Raw genomic sequence first — 24,233 nt, forward strand, 5'->3', positions numbered from 1 at the left:
AATACGCCGTCCAGGCGGCCCGGCGTGACCGACCTCATCACCAGGGTGCCGCTGTCCGGGGACGACGGCAGCGGCGAGAATGGCCGGATGAGCCGTGTCACCGGGTCCGTGCGATGGCGAGACTGAGGTCCCGGCCGCTCGGTGTGGTGACCCGGGGCACCACCAATCCCAACCGGCTGCGCCGGGTGGACAACTGGATGGTGGAGAACTGCGCCGACACGCTGCGGGCCGCGCCGGACCCGCTGGTGGTCGACCTCGGCTACGGCGCCACACCGGTGACGGCGGTGGAGCTGCGCGCCCGGCTGGCCGCGCGGGTCCGCGCCGACGTGCGGGTGGTCGGGCTGGAGATCGATCCGGTACGCGTCGACGCCGCCCAGCCGGCCGCCGACCCACCCGGTCTCACCTTCGCCCGGGGCGGCTTCGAGCTGGCCGGGCTCCGGCCCACCGTGGTCCGCGCGTTCAACGTCCTGCGGCAGTACGACGAGAGCGAGGTGGCCGCCGCCTGGACCACCATGCTCGCCGGGCTGGCTCCGGGCGGGCTGCTGGTGGAGGGCACCTGTGACGAGCCGGGTCGACTCGGCGGCTGGATCCTGCTCGACGTCACCGGCCCACGTACGCTGACCCTGGCCGCCCGGCTGACCACTCTGGAGAGCCCGGCCGAGCTGGCCGAACGGCTGCCCAAGGCGTTGATCCACCGCAACGTGCCGGGCGAGCCGATCCACGCCCTGATCCGGGCCCTCGACGACGCCTGGCGGGCCGCCGCCGGCTACGCCCCGTTCGGCCCGCGCCAACGTTGGCTGCGTGCGGTGTCCACGGTGCGCACGCAGGGCTGGCCCGTGCTGCGCCGTCCCCGCGAGTGGCGTCAGGGCCAACTGACGATCCCCTGGCTCGCGGTCGCCCCGCAGGGACGCGTGTAAGGAGGGGTCCCCTACTAACGCCTCGTGTATAGCAAGGGTCCCTTCCTTACATCTCAGCCAGCCCGCCCACGACCGCGGCGCGGCGGGTGTGGGTGCCGGCGCGGCGTCAGATGGTGCAGTTGACGAGGACCGGCTCGGGGTGCAGGGTCACCGCGAACCTCGCCTCGACGGTGTCACGGATCTCGCGGGCCAGCGTGATCAGGGCTTCGGTGCTGGCGGTGCCGGACTGGTTGGTCAGCGCCAGGGTGTGCTTGCTGGAGATGGCGACACCCTCGGGACCGGGGTGCCCCTTGCCGAAGCCCGCCTTGTCGATCAGCCAGGCGGCGCTGACCTTGACCCGGTCCCCGACACCCGGCCAGGCCGGTGGCTCCCCGATGTCGGCGGCCCGTTGCCGCAGCAGCTCGTAGCCGGCGGTGTCCAGCACCGGGTTGGTGAAGAACGAGCCGACCGAGCGGGTGTCCGGGTCGGCCGGGTCCAGCACCATGCCCTTGCCGGCGCGCAGCCGCAGCACGGTGTCCCGCGCCTGGCTCGCCGGCACCCGGTCACCGACGGAGACACCGAGCGTACGGGCCAGTTCCGCGTAGCGCACCGGGCCGGACAGCGGCGAGCGGGCCAGCCGGAAGTCGACCGAGAGCACCACCAGCCGCTGGCTGTACTTGAAGACGCTGGCCCGGTAGGCGAAGCCACAGTCCACCGTGGGGACCGTCGACACCTCCCCGGTGACGCGGTCGTACACCTGCACGCCGACGATGGTGTCGGCGACCTCCTGCCCGTACGCCCCGACGTTCTGGATCGGGGTCGCTCCGGTCGAGCCGGGGATGCCGGACAGGCACTCCAACCCGGACCAGCCGTTGGCCACGGTCGCGGCGACCAGGTCGTCCCACGGCTCGCCGGCCTCGACCCGTACGGTGACGTTCGCCTCGTCCTCGGCGAGCACGCGCAGGCCCCGGGAGCGGACGAGGACCACGGTGCCGGGGAAGCCGGCGTCGCTGACCACCACGTTGCTACCGCCCGCGAGCAGGAGGATCTCGTCCTGTGCCGCGCGTACCCGGGCGACGATCTCGTCGGCGGTGGTGGCGGTGACGATCCGGCGAGCCGGGCCGCCCAAGCGTAATGTCGTGTATTGCGCCAGATCGCCGGTGCTGGCGGGTTCAGTGGCGACTGTCGGCTGGGCGTAGGCGTCGAACACGCCTTTCACCCTAGGCTGGTGGGTAGCCGCGGCACCCATTGGTGGCCGGGTCACCCCCGGGAGGATGGCGATGAGCAGATTGCAGGGCAGCAAGGACTTCTGGATCGGCGCGCTTCGGACGGAGGGTCCGGCGTTCGCCGCCGCGGTGGCCGAAGCCCCGCCCGAGACACCCGTGCTCTCCTGCCCCGGCTGGACGGTCGCCGACCTGGCCCTGCATCTCGCCGGCGTCTACCGGTGGGCGCACGGGATCGTGGGCTCGGGCGGGACGGCGGCCCCGGAGCGCCGGGCACAGCCGGTCGAGCCGGTGCCGGGTGTGACCCCCGCGGCGCAGTGGCAGCAGGCGTACGACGAGCTGATGACCCTCCTCGACGCCCTCGACCCGGAGGCTCCGGCGTGGAACTGGGCGCCCCAGCCGAAGAGGGCGGGTTTCTGGCCGCGTCGGATGGCCCACGAGACCGCGGTGCACCGCTGGGACGCCCAGCTCGCCATCGCCGCCGGTGAACCGATCGAGGCCAAGCTCGCGGCCGACGGGGTGAGCGAGGTGCTGGACACCTGGCTGCCGGCGGGCCGGCGGGCGGCGACCGGGCAGTGGCGCGGTGTGGTCCGGTTGAGCGCGAGCGACGCCGCACAGGAGTGGTTTCTGCGGCTGCGTGGCGAGGGGGTGGCCCTGCTCGACACCGGCACCATCCTCGACCACGACGAGCACCACGCCCGGGTGCACGTCAACGGCACCGCGAGCGACCTGCTGCTGGCGCTCTGGGGGCGGGTCAGCTTCGACACCCTGACCGTGGCCGGTGACCGCGCCCTGCTGGACGGGGTCCGCGCCGCCTGAGTCCCACCGTACGGCACGCCACGGGCGGCCCTCCCGATCGGGAGAGCCGCCCGTGGCCATTCTGTGACCTCGTCGAGAGAGCGCTCTCTTGACATCGATCGACGGCGGACCGCAAGCTTCGTGAGAGCGCTCTCTGGGCCTTATCCACCACCACCCCCGACCTGAGAGGGGTCACCAGACATGGGCACCTTCCCGCGCCACCGCCTCGCTGCGGTCGCCCTGGCCGCCGTCGGCGCGTTGCTCGTCACCAGCGGCTGCGGTGGCGGCGACGACGCCGAGGACGGCACGATAACCCTCACCGTCGACGTCTTCGGACAGTTCGGCTACGAGGAGCTGTACAAGCAGTACATGGACGCCAACCCCGGCGTGAAGATCGTCGAGCGGGGCACCGGCGGCAACCTCGACGAGTACTCGCCGAAGCTGACCCAGTGGCTCGCGGCGGGCAAGGGCGCCGGTGACGTGGTCGCCATCGAAGAGGGTCTGATGGTCGAGTACAAGGCCAACCCGGACAACTTCGTCAACCTGCTGGACCACGGCGCCGCCGACCTCAAGGGCAACTTCCTGGAGTGGAAGTGGAACCAGGGGCTCACCGCCGACGGCCAGAAGCTGATCGGCCTCGGCACCGACGTCGGCGGCATGGCCATGTGCTACCGCACCGACCTGTTCGACAAGGCCGGGCTGCCCACCGATCGCGAAGAGGTCTCCAAGCTCTGGCCGACCTGGCAGGAGTACATCGCCACCGGTGAGAAGTTCAAGGCGGCGAACACCGGCGCCGCGTTCCTGGACGCGGCGACCAACACGTTCAACACGATCGTGCTCCAGACCGCCGGCAACGCGCAGGGCTACCACTACTACGACACCAGCGACAACCTGGTGGTGGACAGCAACCCGGCGGTGAAGCAGGCCTGGGACACCACCATGGCCATCATCAACGCCGGCCTCTCCGGCAAGTACGGCTCCTGGTCCGACGAGTGGGTCTCCGCCTTCAAGCAGTCCAAGTTCGCCACCATCGCCTGCCCCGCCTGGATGACCGGGGTGATCGAGGGCAACGCCGGTCCGGAGGCCAACGGCAAGTGGGACATCGCCCGGGTGCCCGGTGACGGCGGCAACTGGGGCGGCTCGCACCTGGCCGTGCCGCGCCAGAGCAAGAACCAGGACGAGGCGATCAAGCTGGTCAAGTTCCTGACCAGCGCCGAGGGCCACATCGGTGCCTTCAAGCTCAAGGGTCCGCTGCCGTCGTCGCCGCAGGCGCTGGAGGACCCGGCCATCACCGAGGCCACGAACGCGTACTTCTCCGGCGCGCCGGTCGGCCGGATCTTCGGTGAGGGCGCCAAGACCCTCAAGCCGGTCTACATGGGCCCGAAGAACCAGGCCGTACGCACCGAGGTCGAGAACGCCGTCCGCACCGTCGAGCTGGGACAGCGCAACCCCGAGCAGGGGTGGCAGGACGCGATCGCCAACGCCAAGAAGGCCGCCGCCAAGTAGCCGGCCCGACGGTCCCCACCCCGTCGCCGATCCACCGCACCCGACGCGTCCACCCCGACGCGACGGAGGCCGGCGGATCGGCGCGGGGCGGGGGCGTGGAAAGGAGTCACGGGTCATGGCGTTGCAGCTCGACGCGCACCCGCCGGCCACCCCGGCACCGCGGAACACCCGCCCGCCCCGGTCCGGCCGACTGAGCCGGATCGACGCGAAGTACTCGCCCTACCTCTACATCGCCCCGTTCTTCGTGATCTTCGCGATCTTCGGGGCGTGGCCGCTGGCGTACACCTTCTGGGTCTCGCTGCACGACTGGGACCTGCTCGGCAGCGATCCCACCTTCATCGGCGCGGACAACTACACCCAGTTGCTGGTCGACGGCGACTTCTGGCACTCGGTGGTGAACACGCTCGGCATCTTCGTGATCAGCACCGTGCCGCAGTTGCTCCTGGCGCTCTGGCTGGCCAACCTGCTCAACCGGCACCTGCGTTTCCGGACCGGCTGGCGGATGGCGGTGCTGGTCCCCAACGTCACCTCCACGGCCGCCGTGGCGATCGTCTTCGGGGTGCTGTTCGGTCGCGAGTTCGGCATGGTCAACTGGATGCTCGACCTGGTGGGCCTCGATCCGATCGGGTGGAAGTCCGACCGGTTCGCCTCCTGGGTGGCCATCTCCGCCATGGTCGACTGGCGCTGGACCGGCTACAACGCGCTGATCTTCCTGGCCGCCATGCAGGCCATCCCCCGCGACCTGTACGAGGCGGCGGCGATCGACGGCGCGAACCGGGCCCGGCAGTTCTGGGCCGTCACCGTGCCGCTGCTCAAGCCCACGATCATCTTCTGCGTCATCATCTCCACCATCGGCGGGCTCCAACTCTTCACCGAGCCCCGGCTGTTCCACTCCGGCACCAACGCGATCCGGGGCGGCCCGATGCGCGAGTCGCAGACGCTGACCATGTACATGTTCGAGAACGCCTTCGCGCCCTACTACAACTTCGGCTACGGCTCGGCGGTGGCGTGGCTCCTCTTCGCCCTGATCGCCATCGTCGCGGCGATCAACGTACTGATCATCCGCCGGCTCGGGGCCGGTGCCCGCCCGAACGTCGGCGGGCGGAAGGGAGGCCCGCGATGAGCGAGCGTAGCGAGCGAGTCCTTCGGTTCAGCGCGTTGAGGCTTCGTCGCGACGCCGAGCGAAGCGAGGTGGCGCGATGAGCGAGCGCAGCGAGCGAGTCCATCGGTTCAGCGCGTTGAGGCTTCGTCGCGACGCCGAGCGAAGCGAGGTGGCGCGATGAGCCGGCTCTGGCGGGCCAGCCCGCTCACGTACTGCGCGTTGATCGCCGCCACCGTGATGTCGCTCTTCCCGATCTACTGGATGTTCGTGGTGGCCAGCCGCAGCAGCGACGCGATGGGGCAGTTGCCGCCACCGATGACGCCCGGCGGCAACCTGGGCGCCAACATCGCCCGGTTGTTCGACAACACCGACGCCTACTTCCTGACCGGTCTGATCAACTCCGCGATCGTGGCGACCACGGTCACCGTCTCGGTGGTGTTCTTCTGCAGCCTGGCCGGGTTCGCCTTCGCCAAGCTGCGGTTCCGGGGCCGCAACGCGATGCTGATGGTGATCATCGCCACCATGATGGTGCCCACCCAGCTCGGCGTCATCCCGCTGTACATCCTGATGACGAAGCTGAACCTGAACGACCGGCTGCCCGCCGTGATCCTGCCCGCCCTGGTCACCGGCTTCGGCGTGTTCATGATGCGGCAGTACGCCGGTCAGGCGGTCAGCACCGAGCTGATCGAGGCGGCCCGGGTGGACGGATGCGGCACCGCCCGGATCTACTGGAACGTGGTGGTACCGGCACTGCGGCCGGCCGCCGCCGTGCTCGGCCTGCTCACCTTCATGACCACGTGGAACGATTTCCTCTGGCCGTACGCGGTGCTCAACGATCCGGAGAATCCCACCGTGCAGTTGTCGCTGCGTGCCCTGTCCGACGGCTACTACCAGGACATGTCCCAGGTGTTCACCGGTACGGCCATCGCCACGCTGCCGTTGCTGCTGGTGTTCGTCCTGTTCGGCCGCCAGATCATCGGCGGGATCATGGAAGGTGCGGTGAAGGCGTGAGCGAGCGTCAGCGAGCGAGCCATCAACACCCGGGTGGCTCAGGCAGACACGCAGCGAAGCGGAGTGCCGGCATGAGCGAGTTGAGTTTCCCGGAGAACTTCCTGTGGGGTGCGGCCACGGCGGCGTACCAGATCGAGGGGGCGGCCCGCGACGACGGGCGCGGTGACTCGATCTGGGACACCTTCAGCCGTACGCCGGGCAAGGTCCACGCCGGGCACACCGGCGACGTCGCCTGCGACCACTACCACCGGTACGCCGACGACGTGGCGATGATGGCGGAGCTGGGCCTCCAGGCGTACCGCTTCTCGGTGTCCTGGCCCCGCATCCAGCCCGACGGCAGCGGGCCGGTAAACCCGCGCGGCCTGGACTTCTACGACCGGTTGACGGACGCGCTGCTGGGGCGGGGCATCGACCCGATCGTCACCCTCTACCACTGGGACCTGCCGCAGACGTTGCAGGACCGGGGCGGCTGGACCGACCGGGACACCGCCGAGCACTTCGCCACCTACGCCAGTGCCGTGCACACCCGGCTCGGCGACCGGATCGACACCTGGACGACGCTCAACGAGCCGTGGTGCTCCGCGTACCTCGGGTACGGCAACGGGGTGCACGCGCCCGGCGTGCAGGACGCGGGGGCGGCCTTCACGGCCGTACACCATCTGCTGCTCGCGCACGGCCTGGCCACCCAGGCCCTGCGCAGCCGCGGTGCGGCCCGGGTCGGCATCACGCTCAACCCCGCCGACGTGCAGCCCGCCGACGCGGACAGCGCGGCCGATGCCGCCGCCGCCCGCCTGGTCGACGGCCTGCACAACCGGATCTTCCTCGATCCACTGCTGGTCGGCGGGTACCCGGACGACGTCCGCGAGCACGTGGCGCGGCTGGTCGAGCCGACCTTCGTCCGGGACGGCGACGAGAAGATCATCGCGGCACCGATCGACCTGCTCGGCATCAACTACTACTCCCCCACGTACGTCGCGGGCCGTCCGGACGGCGGCGGGGGCGGTGGCGCGTACCCGGGCACCGAGGGCGCGGTGGAGTTCCTGCCGGCGGTCGGTCCGCTGACCGACATGGGATGGATGATCGAGCCGGCCGGGTTGACCCGGCTGCTGGAGCGGATCGCCGCCGACTACCCCGGCGTGCCGTTGCTGATCACCGAGAACGGTGCGGCTTTTCCGGACAAGACCGCCGACCCGTCCAGCCCGCTCCAGGACTCGGACCGGATCGCCTACCTCGACGGCCACCTGCGCGCCGCGCACGAGGCCATCGCCCGGGGCGTCGACCTGCGGGGCTATCTCGTATGGTCATTGCTGGACAACTTCGAGTGGGCCGAGGGGTACCGGAAGCGGTTCGGCATCGTGCACGTCGACTACCTCACCCAGCGGCGTACACCGAAGTCGAGTGCCCGGTGGTACCAGGAGGTGATCTCCCGGAACGGGCTGTGACGAGATGGTGGTTTCTCCTATGACGGGGGCGCAGCGGCCCACTCTGGAAGCGGTGGCGCGACGGGCCGGGGTGTCCCGGGCCACCGTCTCCCGGGTGGTCAACGGCTCGACCACGGTCGCCGAGCCGATCCAGGAGGCGGTCCGCCAGGCGGTGGCCGAGTTGGGGTACGTGCCGAACCTGGCCGCCCGCACCCTCGTCACCCAACGCACCGACTCGATCGCCCTGGTCATGCCGGAGGAGGCCACCCGGGTCTTCTCCGACGACCAGGTGTTCCCGGGCATCATCCGGGGCGCCGCGCAGGAGTTGGAGGCCGCCGACAAACAGCTCGTGCTGATGCTGGCCGGCTCACCGGCCGGTCACGAGCGGGTGGAGCGGTACACCACCGGCCGGCACGTCGACGGAGTGCTGTTCGCCTCGCTGCACGGCGCCGACCCGCTCCCCGCCAAGCTGGCCGCGCTCGGCATCCCGGTGGTGTGCAGCGGCCGTCCCCTCGACGGGGCGGACATCCCGTACGTCGACGTCGACCAGGTGGCCGGGGTGACCCGCGCGGTCCGGCACCTGATCGATGGGGGCCGCCGCCGGATCGCCACCATCGCCGGTCCGCAGGACATGGTCGCCGGGATCGAGCGGTTGACCGGCTACCGGGAGACGGTGGCCGCCGCCGGGCTGCCGGAGATGGTGGCCGTCGGTGACTTCACCCGCGAATCCGGGGCGGCCGCCATGCGGGAACTGCTCGCCGCCCACCCCGACCTGGACGCCGTCTTCGCCGCGTCGGACCTGATGGCGCACGCCGCCATGCGTACGCTCCGCGAGACCGGACGGCGGGTGCCGGACGACGTGGCGGTGATCGGTTTCGACGACATCGAGACCGCCGCCTACACCGATCCGCCGCTGACCACCGTGCGCCAGCCGATAGTCGAGCTGGGTCGGCAGGGCACCCGCCTGCTGCTGCGTCTGGCCGCCGGGGAGGACGTCGAACCGGCGCTGATCCTCCCCACCGAGCTGATCGTCCGCGAGTCCGCCTGAGGGGTGCGGGTGCGGGTGTAAGGAAGGGCACCTTACTAACGCCTCGTGTAGAGAAAGGGTCCCTTCCTTACACGGAAACCAGGTGGTGACCGGCTCGCCGGACTGGTTAGCCTGCCGCGCATGTCCAGCTCCATCCGATTGCTGCCCGTGCCTGCCCTCACCACCGCCGCCCCGTACGCCTATCTGGCCACCGTGGAACCCTCCACCCGCCTGATCTACACCGCAGGCGCCTGCCCGCTGGACGCCGACGGGAACACGGTCGCCCCCGGTGACTATGCGGCCCAGGCCCGACAGGTCATGGCCAACCTGGAGACCGCGCTGCGCGCCGCCGGCGCCACGCTCACCGACGTGGTCAAGAGCACCGTCTACGTGGCCTCGTCCGAGCAGGCCGACCTGATCGCGACGTGGGACGTGGTACGCGACGCCTTCGGCGACCACGACGCACCGAGCACGCTGCTCGGCGTGGCCGTGCTCGGCTACGCCGACCAGCTCGTCGAGGTCGAGGCCGTCGCCGCCGTCCCGGCGGGCTGACGGGCTGACGGGCTGACGGGCTGACGGGCTGACGGGCTGACGGGCTGACGGGCTGACGGGGCTACGGTCCGCCGCCTCCGCGGTGCCATCCGTGACAGCGTTGCCGACCGCCACCCTTGAGGACGTCACCAGCCGCGCTCCGCGCGAGCGGCACCGGACGCGTTCCCGACGACGACGCCAGCCGTGATCTTGACGACGCCGCAGCCGTCGGCCAGGGGCGCGATCGGTGCGAGCGGCGCAGCTTGCCGTACCTCGGCTTGCCAGTCACGGGAAGGCGGCGGCGACACGAAGGTGGGTAGATTTACTGTCGTTCCAGCGACAACAAATCTACCCACCTCCCGATTCAATCGATTCGTGCGGATACCCCGAGATGACGCCGACCCGTTGCAGTGGTTGCTGTTCGAGCAGGCGGCGATCATCACCTCGGCGCAGGCCACCGCCACGCTGAGCCCGTCACGGGTACGCCACCTGTTGGCCTCCGGGCGATGGAGCCGGGTGTGCCGGGGCATCCTGCGGGCCGAGCCGCCCGACGGGGCGTACTCCCGGGCACAGGCACAGTGGGTGGCGGTGCTCGCGGCCGGGGAGGGCGCGCTCCTCGCCGGGCTGGCGGCGGCGACGGCGGGCGGGCTGCGCGGCACCTATCGCTACGACACCGTCGACGTGCTGATCCCGCACGATCGCCAGCGCGCCGACCTGCTGCGCCGGCTACCACTCGGCCTGCCTGCGGTCCGGGTACGCCGGGCCCGCCATCTCCCCGACACCGACCGCCAGCGGGGCCGCCCCGACCGTACGTCGATGGCACGGTCCCTGGTCGACGCGGCGCAGTGGGTGCGTACCGACGACGAGGCGCAACAGATCCTCGCGGCCGGCTGCCACCAGCGGCGGACGACCCCGGCGGAGATCGGGGCAGTGCTGGACCGGATGCCCCAGGCCCGCCGGGGCGCGCTGATCCGGGAGACGCTGCACGACATCGCGGGCGGCGCGGAGGCGCTCTCCGAGATCGACCTGACCCGGCTGTGCCGTCGCCATGGGCTGCCACCGCCGCAGGGACAACATCGGCGTCGGGACACCGACGGGCGGGTGCGTTACCTGGACGCCTACTGGCCGCGCTGGCGGCTGCATGTGGAGATCGACGGCGGGCACCACATGGACGTCCGGCACTGGGCCGCTGACCTACGCCGACAGAACAAGATCTGGATCGAGGGCGACCGTATCCTCCGCTTCACCGCCTTCGACGTCCGACACCGCCCGGCCGAGGTGGCAACCCAGCTCCGCGCGGCCCTGGAGGCTGCCGGCTGGCAGGGCTGACGGGTGGGGTGGGGAGATTTGCAAGGACCCCACCGGCCGCACCCTGGCCTTCGGACCGACGGCGTGGCGGACGTTCATCGCCCAGCTCGCCGAGCGAGCCTGACCCAGACCTACGACGAAGCGCCCGCCCGATCGTGGCGGGCGCTTCATCGTCGAGAAGGCGAGCAGCTCGGCGCAAATCGGTGGAAGTGTCGGGGACAGCGTGCCTACGCTGGCCGGACTCAAGAGGACGTGCTGAGCGAGGTGCATTGATGACGGTCCGAGCAGCGGCGACCGGCTCCGGTCGACCGCCTTTCGCGCACGCCATGACCGCATCACCGCAAAGGAGCATCTCCCGTGGATCTGCCACGCATCTTCACCATTCGCGAGAGTAACCACCGCATTCACAACCCGTTCACCCCCGGCAAGCTCGCCGCCCTGGGCCAGGCGCTGCGTCTGGCCCCTGACACCCGTGTGCTCGACCTGGCCAGCGGCTCGGGCGAGATGCTGTGCACCTGGGCCCGGGACCATCAGGTCACCGGGACCGGGGTGGACATCAGCACGGTCTTCACCGAGCAGGCCCGCGCCCGCGCGGCGGAACTCGGCGTCGCCAACCGGGTCACCTTCGTGCACGACGACGCCTCCGGTTACGTGGCGGACGAGCCGGTCGATCTCGTCGCCTGCGTCGGCGCCACCTGGATCGGTGGTGGCGTGTCCGGCACCGTCGAACTCCTGAGCGGCAGTCTCCGCCCCGGCGGTCTGATGCTCGTCGGCGAGCCGTACTGGCGTCGGGAGGTGCCGGACCAGCAGACCGCCGAAGCATGTCTCGCGCAGAGAGTGGACGACTTCCGGCTGCTGCCGGAGTTGGTCGAGCAGTTCGGCGACCTCGGGTACGACGTCGTGGAGATGCTGCTGGCCGATCAGGACAGTTGGGACCGCTACCAGGCGGCACAGTGGTTGAACCTGCGCCGCTGGCTCGACGCGAACCCCGACGACGAACTGGCCGACACGGTACGGGCGGAACTCACCACCGAGCCTGTCCGCTATACGCGCTACCAGCGTGAATACCTGGGCTGGGGCGTCTTCGCACTGATCGCCCGCTGAGCGGGTCCGCAGCGTCCGCACGGCGTTGAGAAGGGGCGGGGCGGCACGTCTGCCCCGCCCTACAAGGCGTCAGCCGGTCGCGTGGACCCGCTCGGCGGTGATGTCCCCCTCGACCAGCGTGACGTCCATGCTCACGCCTCGGTGATGGGTTGGCCGAGCGTGCGGCGGGCCAGCAGGGCGGCACCGGCCACCGCCGCCGGCATCAGGAGGACGGCACCGAGCGGGATCAGGAAGCAGACGAAGACGGCCACACCGAAGCCGAGCGCGGTGGGTCGGTCCGCCTTCAACACGGCCCGCCGGTCCCGCAGGCCCTTGCCCCGGCGGTAGAAGGGTGCCCCCACCAGCTCGACGGCGAGCAGCCAGCCGCCGACCGCCGCGCCGATCACCGGGACGACGGTCTGGCCGAGCAGCGGGATGAACCCGGCCGCGAACAGCGGGACGCCCACCAGGACGGCCAGCGCCACCAGGCGGAGCGAGTCGGCGATGCTGCGCCGCAGCGACGGCCAGAACGGCACGTCGACCGCGTCCGGGGTGCCGCCGTACCGCTGCTCCACCCGCTCGGAGATCTTCTCGTAGAACGGGTCACCGATGACCAGCGTGACCGCCGTGAAGGTGAGCACCGTGAGCAGGCCGCCGAGGCCGAGGATCGCCAGGCCGGCGATCACCCGGACCGCGTTGCGGGCCGTCGTCGCCCAGTCGTCGGCGAACGGGGTCACGAAGCGGGCCAGGTCGCCGACGAAGTACACCAGGGCGGCGTACGCGGCGAGGAAGATCGTCCCGGAGATCAGCGCGGGCACGATGCCGAGCAGCATCAGGCCGGGGCTGCGGACGTACAGGGCGAGCCCGCGCAGCAGCAGCGCGGCACCGCCGACGAACCGGCGGGCGCTGCCCACGGCGGCACCGGGGATCGCGGATGCGTTCACGCCGCAGAGCCTAGTCACCGCCGCCACATCCACCGGTTGACGGATCGCCGGGATCAACCGGGGCCGCCGCCGGGCGTCGCCCGTTGGTCGATCCGCTGCCGGGCCGCCGCCGCGACGCTTGAGGGGTACGCGAACACGGCGGCGGGGAGGCGGCATGTCGGTCATCGAGGTGACCAGTCTGCACAAGCGGTACGGCGAGACGGTGGCGGTGGCGGACGTGTCGTTCACCGTGGCGGACGGGGAGATCTTCGGCGTGCTCGGGCCGAACGGTGCCGGCAAGAGCACCACGGTGGAGTGCGTCGCCGGGCTGCGTGTCCCTGACGGGGGCGGGGTGTCGGTCCTCGGGCTCGACCCCCGCCGGGACGGTGCCCGGCTACGCCAGCAAGTCGGGGTGCAACTCCAGGAGAGCCAACTGCCGGACCGGCTGCGGGTCGCGGAGGCGCTGGAGCTGTACGCGTCGTTCTACCGCGAGCCGGACGACCCGGCGCGGCTGATCGACGAACTCGGCCTCGGCGAGAAGCGGCACACGCCGTACGCGAAGCTCTCCGGCGGGCAGAAGCAGCGGCTCTCCATCGCGTTGGCGCTGGTCGGCAGGCCCCGGATCGCCATCCTGGACGAGCTGACGACCGGTCTGGACCCGCAGGCCCGGCGGGACACCTGGGACCTGATCGAGCGGGTACGCGACCGGGGCGTGACGATCGTGCTGGTCACCCACTTCATGGCGGAGGCCGAACGGCTCTGCGACCGGGTGGCGGTGATCGACCGGGGGCGGGTGGCGGCGCTGGACACGCCCGCCGGGCTGGTCGCGGCGGTGGCACCGGAACGACGGGTGCGGTTCCGGCCCTCGGCACCGCTCGACGACCGACTACTCACCGACCTGCCGCAGGTCAGCGCAGTGACGCGGACCGGGACGCAGGTGGTGGTCACCGGCACCGGCGAGCTGCTGCACGCGGTCACCTCGATACTCGCCCGGCACCGGATCACCGCCGCCGACCTGCGGGTGGAGCAGGCGAGCCTCGACGACGCGTTCGTTGAGCTGACCGGGCACCGGCTCACCGACTGAAGGGACGACGATGCACGCCTTCGGACAGATCCTCAAGACCGAGACCAAGCTCTATCTGCGGGACCTCCCGACGCTGCTGCTCACCATCCTGCTGCCCACCGGGATCCTGCTGGTGCTCGGGCTGGTCCCGTCGTTCCGCGTACCGGACCCGAACTTCGGTGGGCGGTCCTTCCTCACGTACTTCACCCCGTCGCTGCTGGTCGCCTCGGTGGCGATGGTCGGGGTGAACGTACTCCCGTCGGTGCTGGCCACCTACCGCGAGCGCGGCATCCTGCGACGGCTGGCGACCACTCCGGCGAGCCCGGTGGCGCTGCTGGTCGCCCAGCTCGTCCTGGCGCTCACCGGGATCCTGACCAGCGCGGTGCTGCTCGCCCTGGTCGCCCGGTTCGCGTTCGGCTCGCCGTTGCCGCAGCGTCCCTGGGGGTTCGCCGCCGCCCTGGTCCTGGGTACGGCGGCGTTGCTGGCGCTGGGTCTGGTGATCGCGGCGGTGGCCGGCTCCGGCCGGTCGGCGCAGGCGATGTCGGTACCGCTGTTCATGGTGGTGATGTTCTTCGGCGGGGTCTACCTGCCCCGGTTCCTGCTGCCCGACGTGCTGGCCGACCTCGGTGCGTATCTCCCGCCCGGGGTGCAGGCGCTGTTGGACGCCTGGACCGGCACCGCACCGGACCCGCTGCACCTGGGGATAATGGCGGCGATCGCCCTGACGGCCGGCACCGTCGCGGCGAGACTGTTCCGCTGGCAGTGAACGGGGGCCGGATGACCAGCAGCGGCGAGACCGGCGACCGGCCACAGATCTGGCAGGAGCGGCTCTACCGGGTGCTGCCCTTCGGCGGGCTGGCCGTGGGCACTCTGTTGGCCGCTCTCGCGCCGACCCCGCGCAGTCTCCCGCTGACGGTCATCCTGCCCGTCGTCGCAGCCGCCGCCTGCTGGGTCGCCTGGTTCGTCACCCTGCATCCGGACTGGCACGACCGGCGGGGTCCGATGGCGTTCTTCTACGTGGGGCTGCTGGGGTTCGCCGCCACGCTGGTGATCGCCAGCCCGTGGTACGGCTTCTTCGCCTGGATCGGCTTCGTCTACGCGTTCTTCCTGCCGGGCCGGTGGCCGATGGCCGGAGTGGTCGTCACCGCCGTGTTGCTCGGCACCTCGCAGAGCGGCGGGCTGCCGTCGGTCTCCGCACACTGGCTGGTCTGGCTGGTGATGGTGCTGTTCAACCTGGTGGTCGCCGGGGGCGTGAGCTGGTTCGCCTTCGTCGCCGACCGGGAGGGTGAGAAGCGCAAGCGGCTGGTGGCGGAGCTGACCTCGGCCAACGAACGGCTCGCCGAGACCGTACGGGAGAACGAGGGGTTGCACGCACAGCTCATCACGCAGGCCCGGGAGGCCGGTGTGCGCGACGAGCGCCAGCGGATGGCCCGGGAGATCCACGACACCCTGGCCCAGGGGCTGACCGGCATCATCACCCAGTTGGAGGCGGCCGAGCAGTCCCGGGACCGTTCGGCCGACTGGCGGCGGCACGTGGACAACGCGCTGGACCTGGCGCGGGAGAGCCTCACCGAGGCCCGCCGCTCGGTCCGGGCCGTGCGCCCGGAGCCGCTGGAGACCGCCCGGCTGCCCGACGCGCTCGCCGAACTGGGCGGGCGCTGGTCGTCCCGGCACGGGGTGGCGGCCAGCGTCAGCACCACCGGCACGCCCCGACCGCTGCACCCGGAGATCGAGGTGACGCTGCTGCGGGCCGCCCAGGAGGCCCTGGCCAACGTGGCCCGGCACGCCGCCGCGTCCCGGGTCGGACTGACTCTGTCGTACATGTCGGATGTGGTGACGTTGGACGTCCGCGACGACGGGTCGGGGTTCGACGTCGACGGTGGCGTCGCACCGGACCGGGACGGCGGCTACGGTCTGACCGCGATGCGCCAGCGGGTGACCCGGGTCGGTGGTCGGCTGGCCGTCGAGTCCGAACCGGGTACCGGCACCGCCGTCTCGGCGTCCGTACCCGCCCTGCCCGGAGCCGCCGCATGACCGCCCCGGTACGCCTGCTCATCGTCGACGACCATCCGGTGGTCCGGGACGGGCTGCGCGGCATGTTCACCGGCGACCCCGGGTTCGAGGTGCTCGGCGAGGCGGCCGACGGTGCTGAGGCGCTGGCACTGGCCGAGGCGTTGCGACCGGACGTGGTGCTGATGGACCTGCGGATGCCGGGCATGGACGGGGTGACCGCGATCGGGCGGCTGGCCGCCTCCGGCAGCCCGGCGAAGGTGCTGGTGCTGACCACCTACGACACCGACGCGGACGTGTTGCCGGCGATCGAGGCGGGCGCCACCGGCTACCTGCTCAAGGACGCGCCCCGCGAGGAGTTGGTCCGGGCGGTACGCGCCGCCGCCCGGGGCGAGTCGGTGCTCTCCCCCAGCGTCGCCGGACGGTTGATGGGGCGGCTGCGGACGCCGCGGACGCCCGCCGAGGAGCCGTTGAGTCAGCGGGAACTCGAAGTGCTCACGCTGGTCGCCCGAGGTTCGTCGAACCGCGAGGCCGCGGCCCGCCTGTTCATCAGCGAGGCCACCGTCAAGACGCACCTGCTGCACGTCTACGCCAAGCTCGGCGTCAACGACCGGGCGGCGGCGGTGGCCACCGCGTACGACCGGGGCCTGCTCACTCCCGGCGGGCGGTGACCGGTGCGCGCCGCCCGACTGATCTCGTTGCTGCTGTTGTTGCAGTCCCGGGAGGTGATGACGGCGGCGGAGCTGGCCCGCGAGTTGGAGGTCTCCGAACGCACCGTCTACCGGGACGTGGTGGCGCTCTCCGCCGCCGGGGTGCCGGTCTACGCCGACCGGGGGCCGACGGGCGGTTACCGGCTGCTCGGCGGCTACCGGACCCGGTTGACCGGGATGACCCGGGACGAGGCGGAGGCCCTCTTCCTGGCCGGGCTGCCCGGCCCGGCCGGGGAGATGGGACTCGCCGACGCGGTGGCCGCCGCCGAACTCAAGGTGCTCGCCGCGCTGCCGCCGAGTCTGCGCGACGCCCCGGCCCGCACCGGGCAGCGGTTCCACCTGGACGTGCCGGGCTGGTACCACCACCGGACCGCCCCGCCGGAGTGGCTGACCGAGCTGGCGGGCGCGGTATGGCGGGACCGGGTGGTGACGCTGCGCTACCGGCGCGGGGAGCACGAGGTGACCCGCCGGGTCCGCCCGTACGGTCTCGTGCTCAAGAGCGGGACCTGGTATCTCGTCGCCCGGGTCGGCGAGGACGTCCGCACCTACCGGGTGGACCGGGTCACCGCCGTCGAGCCACACGGGGAGACCTTCGACCGGGAACCGGACTTCGACCTGGCGGCGCACTGGCAGCGGCAGGCCGCGTCGTTCCTGCGGAGCATGCTGCGGGCCGAGGTGACGCTCCGGCTGAGCCCGGTCGGCCTGCGCGTGCTCCGGCACCTGGTCGACGCCCCGTTCGGGTACGACGAGGCGGTCGCCGCCGCCGACGGACCCGACGACCAGGGCTGGTCGACGATCCGGCTGCCCGTCGAGTCCGTCGACGTGGCGTACGCCCAACTGCTCGGGCTCGGGCCGGAGGTGGAGGTCTGCGACCCGCCCGAGCTGCGCGCCCGGCTGGCCGAGGCGGCGGCCCGGACGGTCGCGCTCTACGCCACCGATCCTGCGCCGCCGACCGGCGAGGACTCCCGCCCCGGATCCGCCGGGGACAGCCGACCGTAGCCGCCGACCGGGTGCACCGCCGGTCGGCGGGCGAGGGGTCAGCGGTAGCCGGTGACGTCGGCGGGGCGACCGGCGTCGACCACCTCGCTGATGTAGCGGAAGGCGTCCGGCTGGCTGCCGTCGACGTCGGTGAAGCCGTACACCCGGGACAGTTCCCCGGCGGAGACGGACCGGCCGTTCCAGCGGTGCCGGTCGGAGTCGGTGGCGAGTGCGGCGACCGCCCGGCCGACGAAGGCCGGCGTCTCGGAGATGAGGAAGTGCGGGTCGGTCGCGGCGCCGTCGCGCCAGGTCTCCTCGGTGACGCCGAAGTGCTCCAGCATCGCCTCGGACCGCAGCCATCCCGGGCTGAGCGCGACGGCCGTGCCGCCGTGCTCCTTCAGCTCGTGCGCCCAGATGAAGGCGAGCCGGTTGACCGAGGTCTTGGCCAGGTCGTAGAAGACCGACAACCGGTAGTTCTCGTCGTTGTACGCCTTCGTGCCGTCGCCGATCTCCACGACCAGTCCACCCGGACGGCGGATCAGCAGCGGCAGCGCGAAGTGGCTGGTGATCACGTGGGTCTCGACCGCCAGCCGCAGCGTCCGGAAACCGGCGTCGAGGGGCTGCTCCCAGACCGGCTTCTCCCAGGTGATCAGCGGGTCGGCACCCCACACGTCGTTCACCAGCACGTCGAGGCGGCCCTGCTCGGCGTCGATCCGCTCGACCAGGGCCCGCACCTCGTCCGGCACCAGATGGTCGGTCCGGACCGCGATCCCGGCGCCTCCGGCGGCGGTCACCAGCTCGGCGGTCTCCTCGATGGTCTCCGGCCGGTTCAGCTCGGAACGTGCCGCCCGGCTGCTGCGGCCGGTGGCGTACACGGTGGCACCGGCCGCGCCGAGTTGCACCGCGATCTGCCGGCCGGCGCCCCGGGTGGCCCCGGCGACCAGCGCCACCTTCCCCGTCAACGATGTCGTCATGACGGTCACGTTGCCAGCAATACCTGACAACCGACGTCAGCTTTGGCGACGACATCCCGCCGGCTCTCGACGACGAGCCGGACCGCACGGGGGCGGCGTCAGCCCGCCGCCGTCAGTCCCGCCGCCGTCGACACCGTGCTGCCGTCAGCCCTGCCGGCGGCGTCCGCCGGGCCGGGCACGGGCGGAGAAGGCCGCCGCTCCGGAGCGCGCCCCGCCGGCAGGGACCGCACCGGCTCGGGCCGACTGCGACCGTCCGCCCTGGGAGCGACCGGAACCGGCCTGCGTCCCCTGGGCCCGGCCCGCACCGGTCTGGGTCTCCGGGGAGCGGCCCGGGCTGCTCTGCGCACCACGTGACCGCCCGGCACCCGCCTGGCCGCCGTGGGACCGGCCGGTGCCGGGCTGTGCCGTCTGGGATCGGGCCGCACCGCTCTTGGCCGGTGCCGACGTGCCACCGCGACGGCCGCCCCGGTTCGACCGTGGCTCGCGTACCGGCTCGGCGGACTCCACCGGCTGGGCGACCAGCGTCCGCTCCCCCGGGGCGATCTCGCGCAGCAACGCGTCACCTGGACGCAGCCGGGTGGTGGTCGCCCGGATGCCCGCCTTGCGGGTCAGTTCCCGCACCTCGGACGCCTGCTGGTCGGTCATCAGAGTGACGACCGTGCCGGCCGCCCCCGCCCGGGCGGTACGACCCGACCGGTGCAGGTACGCCTTGTGCTCGGCGGGCGGGTCGGCGTGCACCACCAGGGCCACGTCGTCGATGTGGATGCCCCGGGCGGCGATGTCGGTGGCGACGAGTGTCTGCACCTCGCCGTCGGAGAACGCCTGGAGGTTGCGGGCCCGCGCCCCCTGGGCCAGGTTGCCGTGCAGTTCCACGGACTTCACCCCGGCGGCGACCAGGCGACGGGTGAGCGTCTTGGCCCCCCGCTTGGTGCGGGTGAACACCACGCTGCGGCCCGGCGTGGCGACCAGGTCGACCAGCACGGCGAACCGCTCGTCGGCGAGCACGTGCAACACGTGGTGCGTCATCGCGGTGACCGGGGACCGCGCCGAGTCGACACTGTGCGTGACCGGGTCGGTGAGGAACCGGCGGACGAGCACGTCGACACCGGCGTCCAGGGTGGCGGAGAAGAGCAGACGCTGACCGCCGCGCGGGGTCTGGTCCATCAACCGCCGTACGGTGGGCAGGAAGCCCAGGTCGGCCATGTGGTCGGCCTCGTCGAGCACGGTGATCTCGACCGCGTCCAGGTGCGCGTGCCCCGCGTCGACGTGGTCGGCGAGGCGGCCCGGACAGGCCACCACCACGTCGACCCCGGCACGAAGGCCCTTGATCTGCGGGTTGGCGGCGACACCGCCGAAAACGGTCATCGTGCGCAGCGACAGTGCCTGCGCCAGCGGTGCCATCACGGCGTCGATCTGGGAGGCCAGCTCACGGGTGGGCGCGAGGATCAGCGCCCGGGGACGCCCGGCCCGTCGGGGCGCGGGGGTGGCCGCCAGGCGGGTCAGCACCGCAAGCACGAAGGCGTACGTCTTGCCCGAACCGGTGCGGCCACGGCCGAGCACGTCGCGTCCGGCGATCGCGTCGGGCAGCGTCGCCGCCTGGATCGGGAACGGCCGGTCCACCCCGGCCGCGGCGAGGACGCTGGTGAGCGCCTCGGGCACGCCGAGGTCGGCGAAGGTGGAAGTGGTCGAGGAGGTGTTCTGCTGCTGTGGGCGGCGTGCCGCCATGAATGCTCCGAACGTCGAAGAGAGATCCCGCCCGGCGCTGACCGCTTACCGGTCGCGGCGCGTGGCCTGGGAACATCGAGCCGGCCCGCCAGGACAGGGCCGCAAGGTCAGTCTACCCCCTGCCGCCCGCCGACGTGTGGGAGCACGATCCGCTCAGGTGGCGACGTCCTGCCACTTGCGCTGGCCGTCCATCCATGCTCCGGCCAGGATCTCCGCCGACCGCAGACCAGGACACGGGATGATCTTCGACCCGCCGGCGCCGCCGCCGGCCCGGGCCTCGACCTCCCACGACTCGCCGTCGGTGCGGATGTACACGTCGCGACGGCCTCGCACGGTGCGGTCGCCGTTCCACCAGTGACGCTCGGTTCTCACCCACAGACCGTACAGCAGAAATCGCCACCGAAGATGAGATGATCTTGTAATCTGTCATGTCGATCGGGTAAAGGATGCCGAGGCCGGGCGGCAGGCGCTAGTCGGACAGGCGGATGCGTACCCGGCGGTTGGCCCGGCCCTTGCTCTCGACCTTCACCACTCGGACCTGGCCGATCTGCGCCGTCGAGGCGACGTGGGTGCCCCCGTCGGCCTGCACGTCCAAGCCGACGATGTCGACGATGCGCACCTCGGCCTCGTCCGGCGGGATCAGGTTCGACTGGGTGCGGATGATGTCCGGCAACGCCAACGCCTCGGCACGCGGCAGCACCCGGGTCGCCACCGAACGGTCGGCCGCCACCTCGGCGTTGACCAGCTCCTCGATGCGGGCCTTGAAGTCCGGCGGCACCTCGGGCAGGTTGAAGTCCATCCGGGCCTCGCCGGGTTCCATGTTGCCGCCGGTGACCAACGCACCGAAGTCGCGGAAGACCACCCCGCAGAGCACGTGCAACCCCGAGTGGGTACGCATCAACCGACTGCGCCGCTCGTCCTCCACCGCGCCGGTGACCGTGCCGCCGACCGGCGGCAACGGGTCACCCTCAGCGGGGATCAGCCAGAGATCGTCGCCCTTGCGGGTGCCCACGATCCGGGTCTGCACCCCCTGCCACAGCAGGACGCCGTGGTCCGGCGGCTGGCCGCCACCGCCCGGGTAGAAGGCCGAACGGTCCACCACGATGCCCTGCTCGGGGTCGCTGTGCAGGACGGTGCACTGCCACTCGCGCAGGGTCGGGTCGGCCAGGTCGAGGCGGTGGGTGCGGCCATGGTGTGTGACGCCCATGACAGCGCAGGCTACCCGTTCAGGAACTCGGAGATCCGTGCGCGGAGATCGGCGCGTTCCGTCCACAGCACGCCGGGGCGTTCGTACCGGTGCAGGATGGCGCCCGGCAGCACGGCGGCCAGCTCCTCGGCCACCTCCACCGGGTGCAGGTCGTCGCCCTCGGCGGCGATCACCAGGGCCGGTGCGGTCACCGCCGCCAACGCCCGGGCGTCCGGCAGCGGCACCTGCCCCGGCAGGTCGGCCAGTCCGTCGGCGAGTCCGTCGCGGAGCAGGTGATCGAGCCGCTGCCGCAGGTACGCCCAGCCGGCCGGAGTGTTGCGTACGGCCGGCGGCATCTCGACCGAGACCACCTCGGCCACCGCCGAGGCGTCCCCGTCCGCCACCGCCGCGAGCAGCTCGGTCAGCCGGGCGTGGGCCAGCGGTCCCCGGGGCCGGTCCAGTGCGGCGGGCAGGAAGAAGACCAGCCGGTCGAAGCGGTCCGGGCTCTCCACGAGCAGGCGACACAGTGCGCCCGCGCCGAGGCTGACCCCGAAGGCGCGGGTGGCACCGCTGAGATCGGCGACGGCGCGCAGGTCCCGGGCGAGGTCGAGGTAACTCCACGGACCGTCCGGCGCGTCCGAGCGGCCGTGGCCACGGAACTGGAAGAAGACCTTGCGCCCGGTGACTCCACTGCCGAACGGGCGGGTGGTGGCGATGCCGTTGCCGAACCCGTGCGCGAACACGGTGACCGGGTCACCGACGCCGGTGACCAGCCGCTCCAGGCGTACGCCGTGCGGGGTGTCGACCAGCTCGGTGTCCGGGTCGGGCAGCGGCGGGCGGCCGGTGCGCGGTGCGCCCGGCCCCGGCCCGCAGGTGCGAGGTCCGCCGTCCGGTGGAGGTGGCCAGCGGAAGGCCCTCACCAGGATCCTCTACCGTCGCCCAGTTCACGCAGGCCGACGCGCACGTCGAGCAGGTAGATGAGGGCGGCGGCGACACCGATCAGCCCGAAGATGCTCAGCGTGCTGCGGGTCAGCAGGGTCAGCAGGGTGGTGACCGCCAGGATCGCGATCCACCCACCCTTCGGCAGGGTGCCGATGGCGGGGAAGGCGTCGGAGCGCTGGGTGACGGCGTGCACGAGTGCGACCCCCTGCACGACCAGCGCGAACACGAACAGGATCAGTTCGATCACGTAGCGGACGTCGAAGACGAAGATCGGCGCGGCGTTGGCCATGACGGCAAGCTTATGCTGGCGACCCCGGTCCCGTCCGACAGGACGATGACCGGGGTCGCCGTGGTCGATGTGTCTGCCGTGGTCACTCGCCCGCGGGGCGGGTCCGCTTCGTGGCGCGGGGCAGCTTCGCCGACGGCGTGGTCTTCTTGGCGGCGGCCGTCTGCCGGGTGCCCGCCTTGGCCGGGGTGGTCTTCTTGGCCACGGCCTTCCCGGCAGCCGGCTTGGCCTCCACGATCTCGGCGACCTCGGCCGGGCTGGGCACCTCGGCCGGCTTGCGCGGCGACACCGGCTCGGCGTCCGGCGTGATCGCGGCGGGCTCCACCGTGGCGTCGGTGGCCTCGATGTCGGCGTTGACCGTCTCGGCGGCCTCCATCACGCCCGCCCCGACGACCCGCTCACCGTGCGCGACCAACGCGCCGTACGCGGCCAGCGCCCGCTCCTGGGCGGCGTGCGCACCGGCGACGACCACGGCGGCGTTGCGGGTGGCCAGCTCGCGCAGCCGGTCCAGGTCGGCGGCCTCGCGCAGCTTCTGCACGTCGGCGGCCTCGCGCAGCTTCGCCGGGTCGGCGACCTCGCGCAGCCGGTTCAAGTCGGCCGCCTCGCGCAGCCGGTTGAGGTCGGCCGGCGTGGCCTTCTGCCGCAGCGACTCGGCGGTCTGGTTGGCGTTGCGCAGCGCGTCGTTGGCCTTCTGCCGCAGCTCGAACCCGGCGACGACGGCCTTGCCACCGAGGTCGCTCACGACTCGGCCACCGTCGGCGGTGACCCGGTCACGCAGCTCGCCGACCACGGTCGGCAGTCGCCGCAACTGCTTCAGGGCGAGGTCGCCGGCACCGGCGGCGGCATAGAGCGGGGCGGGGATCCGGTCGGTCTTCGGCTGGGTCATGACTTCTCCTCCTGGGCCGCGGCAGCGGCCTTGCGGACCACCGTGCGGGCGGCCTTCTTGGCTGGGGTGCGGGTCGGCGCGGGGGCCGGACCGGCCTCCGTCACGGCGACCGATTCGAGGACGGCCTCGGTCGGCGATCCCTCGGCGGTGGTGGGACCGGTGGCGGCCAGGTTCGCCACGTCGGGCGAGGTGAGGTCGGGTACGTCGTTCGCAGCGTTCGTCCCGCCGGCCGCCTCGGTGTCGGCGCTGCTCTCCCGGGCGGCGTCCGCCGCGGCGGTGGCGTCGGCGAGCCGGGCGTTCTCCCGACGGAACGTCTCGTAGATCTGGGTCAGGGACTGCTTCTGGGCCATGGTCAGGTCGGGGTCGACCGCGATGGCCGCCAGTACGCCCTGACCCTCCTTGTCGTCGAGGAGCCCGGCGCGCAGGTACATCGCCGGGGTGGAGACCCGCAACGCGCTGGCGAGCTGCTGGAGCACCTCGGCGCTGGGGCGGCGCAGGCCCCGCTCGATCTGGCTCAGGTAGGGGTTGCTCACCCCGGCCTGCTCGGCGAGCTGCCGCAGTGAGATCTTCGCGTTCCGCCGCAGGTCACGAATGAACCCGCCGACGTCGGGAAGGTCCTTGGAAGTGGCCATGACTCCACGCTA

Annotated in this window: 25 protein-coding genes; 15 read left to right on the forward strand and 10 right to left on the reverse strand. The window is 72.0% G+C overall.

Going from position 1 to position 24,233, the window contains the following annotated elements; translation table 11 throughout:
* Positions 1-113: 113 nt before the first annotated feature.
* Positions 114-917: a class I SAM-dependent methyltransferase gene (locus ACQVFL_RS27180; RefSeq protein ID WP_431727869.1), complete on the forward strand. Its 804-nt coding sequence runs from the start codon at positions 114-116 to the stop codon at positions 915-917.
* 106 nt (positions 918-1,023) lie between these two features.
* On the opposite strand, the gene ACQVFL_RS27185 is transcribed toward ACQVFL_RS27180, so the two are convergent.
* Positions 1,024-2,145, reverse strand: a complete 1,122-nt coding sequence (locus tag ACQVFL_RS27185) for a UDP-N-acetylmuramate dehydrogenase (protein WP_431729901.1) — start codon at positions 2,143-2,145, stop codon at positions 1,024-1,026.
* A gap of 31 nt (positions 2,146-2,176) precedes the next feature.
* On the opposite strand from ACQVFL_RS27185, the gene ACQVFL_RS27190 reads away from it, so the two are divergent.
* The 9 genes from ACQVFL_RS27190 (at position 2,177) to ACQVFL_RS27230 (ending at position 11,927) form a co-directional block, all read left to right on the forward strand.
* The gene (locus tag ACQVFL_RS27190) at positions 2,177-2,938 is read left to right on the forward strand and encodes a maleylpyruvate isomerase family mycothiol-dependent enzyme (protein ID WP_396690047.1); all 762 of its coding nucleotides are present in this window, start codon (positions 2,177-2,179) and stop codon (positions 2,936-2,938) included.
* A 180-nt stretch (positions 2,939-3,118) separates the two neighbouring features.
* Positions 3,119-4,423, forward strand: a complete 1,305-nt coding sequence (locus ACQVFL_RS27195; protein ID WP_431727870.1) for an ABC transporter substrate-binding protein — start codon at positions 3,119-3,121, stop codon at positions 4,421-4,423.
* A 115-nt stretch (positions 4,424-4,538) separates the two neighbouring features.
* Entirely contained in the window at positions 4,539-5,546 is a 1,008-nt protein-coding gene (locus ACQVFL_RS27200) for a carbohydrate ABC transporter permease (RefSeq protein WP_431727871.1), read from the forward strand.
* 156 nt (positions 5,547-5,702) lie between these two features.
* Positions 5,703-6,536, forward strand: coding sequence for a carbohydrate ABC transporter permease (locus ACQVFL_RS27205; protein ID WP_131051540.1), 834 nt, complete (start codon positions 5,703-5,705; stop codon positions 6,534-6,536).
* 71 nt (positions 6,537-6,607) lie between these two features.
* Positions 6,608-7,978 (forward strand): GH1 family beta-glucosidase, encoded by a 1,371-nt coding sequence (locus tag ACQVFL_RS27210; protein WP_431727872.1) that lies wholly within the window; start codon positions 6,608-6,610, stop codon positions 7,976-7,978.
* Between the two features lie 19 nt (positions 7,979-7,997).
* A complete protein-coding gene (locus ACQVFL_RS27215) occupies positions 7,998-9,005 on the forward strand; it encodes a LacI family DNA-binding transcriptional regulator (RefSeq protein ID WP_431727873.1) in 1,008 nt (335 codons plus the stop codon).
* A 120-nt stretch (positions 9,006-9,125) separates the two neighbouring features.
* Positions 9,126-9,536: a RidA family protein gene (locus ACQVFL_RS27220; protein WP_396690036.1), complete on the forward strand. Its 411-nt coding sequence runs from the start codon at positions 9,126-9,128 to the stop codon at positions 9,534-9,536.
* A gap of 354 nt (positions 9,537-9,890) precedes the next feature.
* Positions 9,891-10,844, forward strand: a complete 954-nt coding sequence (locus tag ACQVFL_RS27225) for an endonuclease domain-containing protein (RefSeq protein ID WP_431727874.1) — start codon at positions 9,891-9,893, stop codon at positions 10,842-10,844.
* 336 nt (positions 10,845-11,180) lie between these two features.
* The gene (locus ACQVFL_RS27230; RefSeq protein WP_431727875.1) at positions 11,181-11,927 is read left to right on the forward strand and encodes an SAM-dependent methyltransferase; all 747 of its coding nucleotides are present in this window, start codon (positions 11,181-11,183) and stop codon (positions 11,925-11,927) included.
* A 131-nt stretch (positions 11,928-12,058) separates the two neighbouring features.
* Here the strand turns inward: ACQVFL_RS27230 and ACQVFL_RS27235 are convergent, their stop codons facing one another.
* Positions 12,059-12,850, reverse strand: coding sequence for an EI24 domain-containing protein (locus tag ACQVFL_RS27235; RefSeq protein WP_431727876.1), 792 nt, complete (start codon positions 12,848-12,850; stop codon positions 12,059-12,061).
* A 154-nt stretch (positions 12,851-13,004) separates the two neighbouring features.
* Here ACQVFL_RS27235 and ACQVFL_RS27240 point away from each other — a divergent pair, with 154 nt between their 5' ends.
* Genes ACQVFL_RS27240 through ACQVFL_RS27260 form a run of 5 tightly spaced genes read left to right on the forward strand, consistent with a single transcriptional unit; the run spans position 13,005 to position 17,611 of the window.
* A complete protein-coding gene (locus ACQVFL_RS27240) occupies positions 13,005-13,913 on the forward strand; it encodes an ABC transporter ATP-binding protein (RefSeq protein WP_396690028.1) in 909 nt (302 codons plus the stop codon).
* Positions 13,914-13,923: 10 nt separating this feature from the next.
* On the forward strand, positions 13,924-14,658 hold the full coding sequence (locus tag ACQVFL_RS27245; protein ID WP_431727877.1) for an ABC transporter permease: 735 nt from the start codon (positions 13,924-13,926) through the stop codon (positions 14,656-14,658).
* Between the two features lie 11 nt (positions 14,659-14,669).
* A complete protein-coding gene (locus ACQVFL_RS27250; protein WP_396690023.1) occupies positions 14,670-15,926 on the forward strand; it encodes a sensor histidine kinase in 1,257 nt (418 codons plus the stop codon).
* Complete coding sequence (locus tag ACQVFL_RS27255; RefSeq protein WP_396690021.1) at positions 15,923-16,573, forward strand: response regulator; 651 nt, start codon at positions 15,923-15,925, stop codon at positions 16,571-16,573. The genes ACQVFL_RS27250 and ACQVFL_RS27255 overlap by 4 nt, the downstream gene beginning before the upstream one ends.
* 3 nt (positions 16,574-16,576) lie before the next feature.
* Positions 16,577-17,611, forward strand: coding sequence for a helix-turn-helix transcriptional regulator (locus ACQVFL_RS27260; RefSeq protein ID WP_431727878.1), 1,035 nt, complete (start codon positions 16,577-16,579; stop codon positions 17,609-17,611).
* A gap of 38 nt (positions 17,612-17,649) precedes the next feature.
* Here ACQVFL_RS27260 and ACQVFL_RS27265 read toward each other — a convergent pair whose 3' ends face one another.
* From ACQVFL_RS27265 to ACQVFL_RS27300, 8 genes are all read right to left on the reverse strand, one after another.
* Positions 17,650-18,564 (reverse strand): SDR family oxidoreductase, encoded by a 915-nt coding sequence (locus ACQVFL_RS27265; protein ID WP_431727879.1) that lies wholly within the window; start codon positions 18,562-18,564, stop codon positions 17,650-17,652.
* A gap of 144 nt (positions 18,565-18,708) precedes the next feature.
* Entirely contained in the window at positions 18,709-20,289 is a 1,581-nt protein-coding gene (locus ACQVFL_RS27270) for a DEAD/DEAH box helicase (RefSeq protein WP_396690015.1), read from the reverse strand.
* A gap of 153 nt (positions 20,290-20,442) precedes the next feature.
* Positions 20,443-20,661: a hypothetical protein gene (locus ACQVFL_RS27275; RefSeq protein WP_396690013.1), complete on the reverse strand. Its 219-nt coding sequence runs from the start codon at positions 20,659-20,661 to the stop codon at positions 20,443-20,445.
* Positions 20,662-20,758: 97 nt separating this feature from the next.
* Positions 20,759-21,496 (reverse strand): alanyl-tRNA editing protein, encoded by a 738-nt coding sequence (locus ACQVFL_RS27280; RefSeq protein ID WP_431727880.1) that lies wholly within the window; start codon positions 21,494-21,496, stop codon positions 20,759-20,761.
* An 11-nt stretch (positions 21,497-21,507) separates the two neighbouring features.
* Positions 21,508-22,395: an alpha/beta fold hydrolase gene (locus ACQVFL_RS27285; protein WP_396690009.1), complete on the reverse strand. Its 888-nt coding sequence runs from the start codon at positions 22,393-22,395 to the stop codon at positions 21,508-21,510.
* Positions 22,392-22,706, reverse strand: coding sequence for a DUF2516 family protein (locus tag ACQVFL_RS27290; protein ID WP_350693103.1), 315 nt, complete (start codon positions 22,704-22,706; stop codon positions 22,392-22,394). Before ACQVFL_RS27290 ends, ACQVFL_RS27285 begins: the two co-directional genes overlap by 4 nt.
* Positions 22,707-22,788: 82 nt before the next feature.
* On the reverse strand, positions 22,789-23,589 hold the full coding sequence (locus tag ACQVFL_RS27295; RefSeq protein WP_396690007.1) for a hypothetical protein: 801 nt from the start codon (positions 23,587-23,589) through the stop codon (positions 22,789-22,791).
* Positions 23,586-24,221, reverse strand: a complete 636-nt coding sequence (locus ACQVFL_RS27300; RefSeq protein ID WP_396690006.1) for a helix-turn-helix domain-containing protein — start codon at positions 24,219-24,221, stop codon at positions 23,586-23,588. The genes ACQVFL_RS27295 and ACQVFL_RS27300 overlap by 4 nt, the downstream gene beginning before the upstream one ends.
* Positions 24,222-24,233 lie beyond the last annotated feature (12 nt).

Source organism: Verrucosispora sp. TAA-831 (assembly GCF_050780145.1).
GTDB lineage: Bacteria > Actinomycetota > Actinomycetes > Mycobacteriales > Micromonosporaceae > Micromonospora.

What these genes read in the sequence shown, in the direction of transcription:
- ACQVFL_RS27180 (WP_431727869.1), top strand. Translation starts at nt 114, where the DNA reads ATGGCGAGACTGAGGTCCCGGCCGCTCGGTGTGGTGACCCGGGGCACC.
- ACQVFL_RS27185 (WP_431729901.1), bottom strand. Translation starts at nt 2,145, where the DNA reads ATGGGTGCCGCGGCTACCCACCAGCCTAGGGTGAAAGGCGTGTTCGAC.
- ACQVFL_RS27190 (WP_396690047.1), top strand. Translation starts at nt 2,177, where the DNA reads ATGAGCAGATTGCAGGGCAGCAAGGACTTCTGGATCGGCGCGCTTCGG.
- ACQVFL_RS27195 (WP_431727870.1), top strand. Translation starts at nt 3,119, where the DNA reads ATGGGCACCTTCCCGCGCCACCGCCTCGCTGCGGTCGCCCTGGCCGCC.
- ACQVFL_RS27200 (WP_431727871.1), top strand. Translation starts at nt 4,539, where the DNA reads ATGGCGTTGCAGCTCGACGCGCACCCGCCGGCCACCCCGGCACCGCGG.
- ACQVFL_RS27205 (WP_131051540.1), top strand. Translation starts at nt 5,703, where the DNA reads ATGAGCCGGCTCTGGCGGGCCAGCCCGCTCACGTACTGCGCGTTGATC.
- ACQVFL_RS27210 (WP_431727872.1), top strand. Translation starts at nt 6,608, where the DNA reads ATGAGCGAGTTGAGTTTCCCGGAGAACTTCCTGTGGGGTGCGGCCACG.
- ACQVFL_RS27215 (WP_431727873.1), top strand. Translation starts at nt 7,998, where the DNA reads ATGACGGGGGCGCAGCGGCCCACTCTGGAAGCGGTGGCGCGACGGGCC.
- ACQVFL_RS27220 (WP_396690036.1), top strand. Translation starts at nt 9,126, where the DNA reads ATGTCCAGCTCCATCCGATTGCTGCCCGTGCCTGCCCTCACCACCGCC.
- ACQVFL_RS27240 (WP_396690028.1), top strand. Translation starts at nt 13,005, where the DNA reads ATGTCGGTCATCGAGGTGACCAGTCTGCACAAGCGGTACGGCGAGACG.
- ACQVFL_RS27245 (WP_431727877.1), top strand. Translation starts at nt 13,924, where the DNA reads ATGCACGCCTTCGGACAGATCCTCAAGACCGAGACCAAGCTCTATCTG.
- ACQVFL_RS27250 (WP_396690023.1), top strand. Translation starts at nt 14,670, where the DNA reads ATGACCAGCAGCGGCGAGACCGGCGACCGGCCACAGATCTGGCAGGAG.
- ACQVFL_RS27255 (WP_396690021.1), top strand. Translation starts at nt 15,923, where the DNA reads ATGACCGCCCCGGTACGCCTGCTCATCGTCGACGACCATCCGGTGGTC.
- ACQVFL_RS27265 (WP_431727879.1), bottom strand. Translation starts at nt 18,564, where the DNA reads ATGACGACATCGTTGACGGGGAAGGTGGCGCTGGTCGCCGGGGCCACC.
- ACQVFL_RS27270 (WP_396690015.1), bottom strand. Translation starts at nt 20,289, where the DNA reads ATGGCGGCACGCCGCCCACAGCAGCAGAACACCTCCTCGACCACTTCC.
- ACQVFL_RS27280 (WP_431727880.1), bottom strand. Translation starts at nt 21,496, where the DNA reads ATGGGCGTCACACACCATGGCCGCACCCACCGCCTCGACCTGGCCGAC.
- ACQVFL_RS27290 (WP_350693103.1), bottom strand. Translation starts at nt 22,706, where the DNA reads ATGGCCAACGCCGCGCCGATCTTCGTCTTCGACGTCCGCTACGTGATC.
- ACQVFL_RS27295 (WP_396690007.1), bottom strand. Translation starts at nt 23,589, where the DNA reads ATGACCCAGCCGAAGACCGACCGGATCCCCGCCCCGCTCTATGCCGCC.
- ACQVFL_RS27300 (WP_396690006.1), bottom strand. Translation starts at nt 24,221, where the DNA reads ATGGCCACTTCCAAGGACCTTCCCGACGTCGGCGGGTTCATTCGTGAC.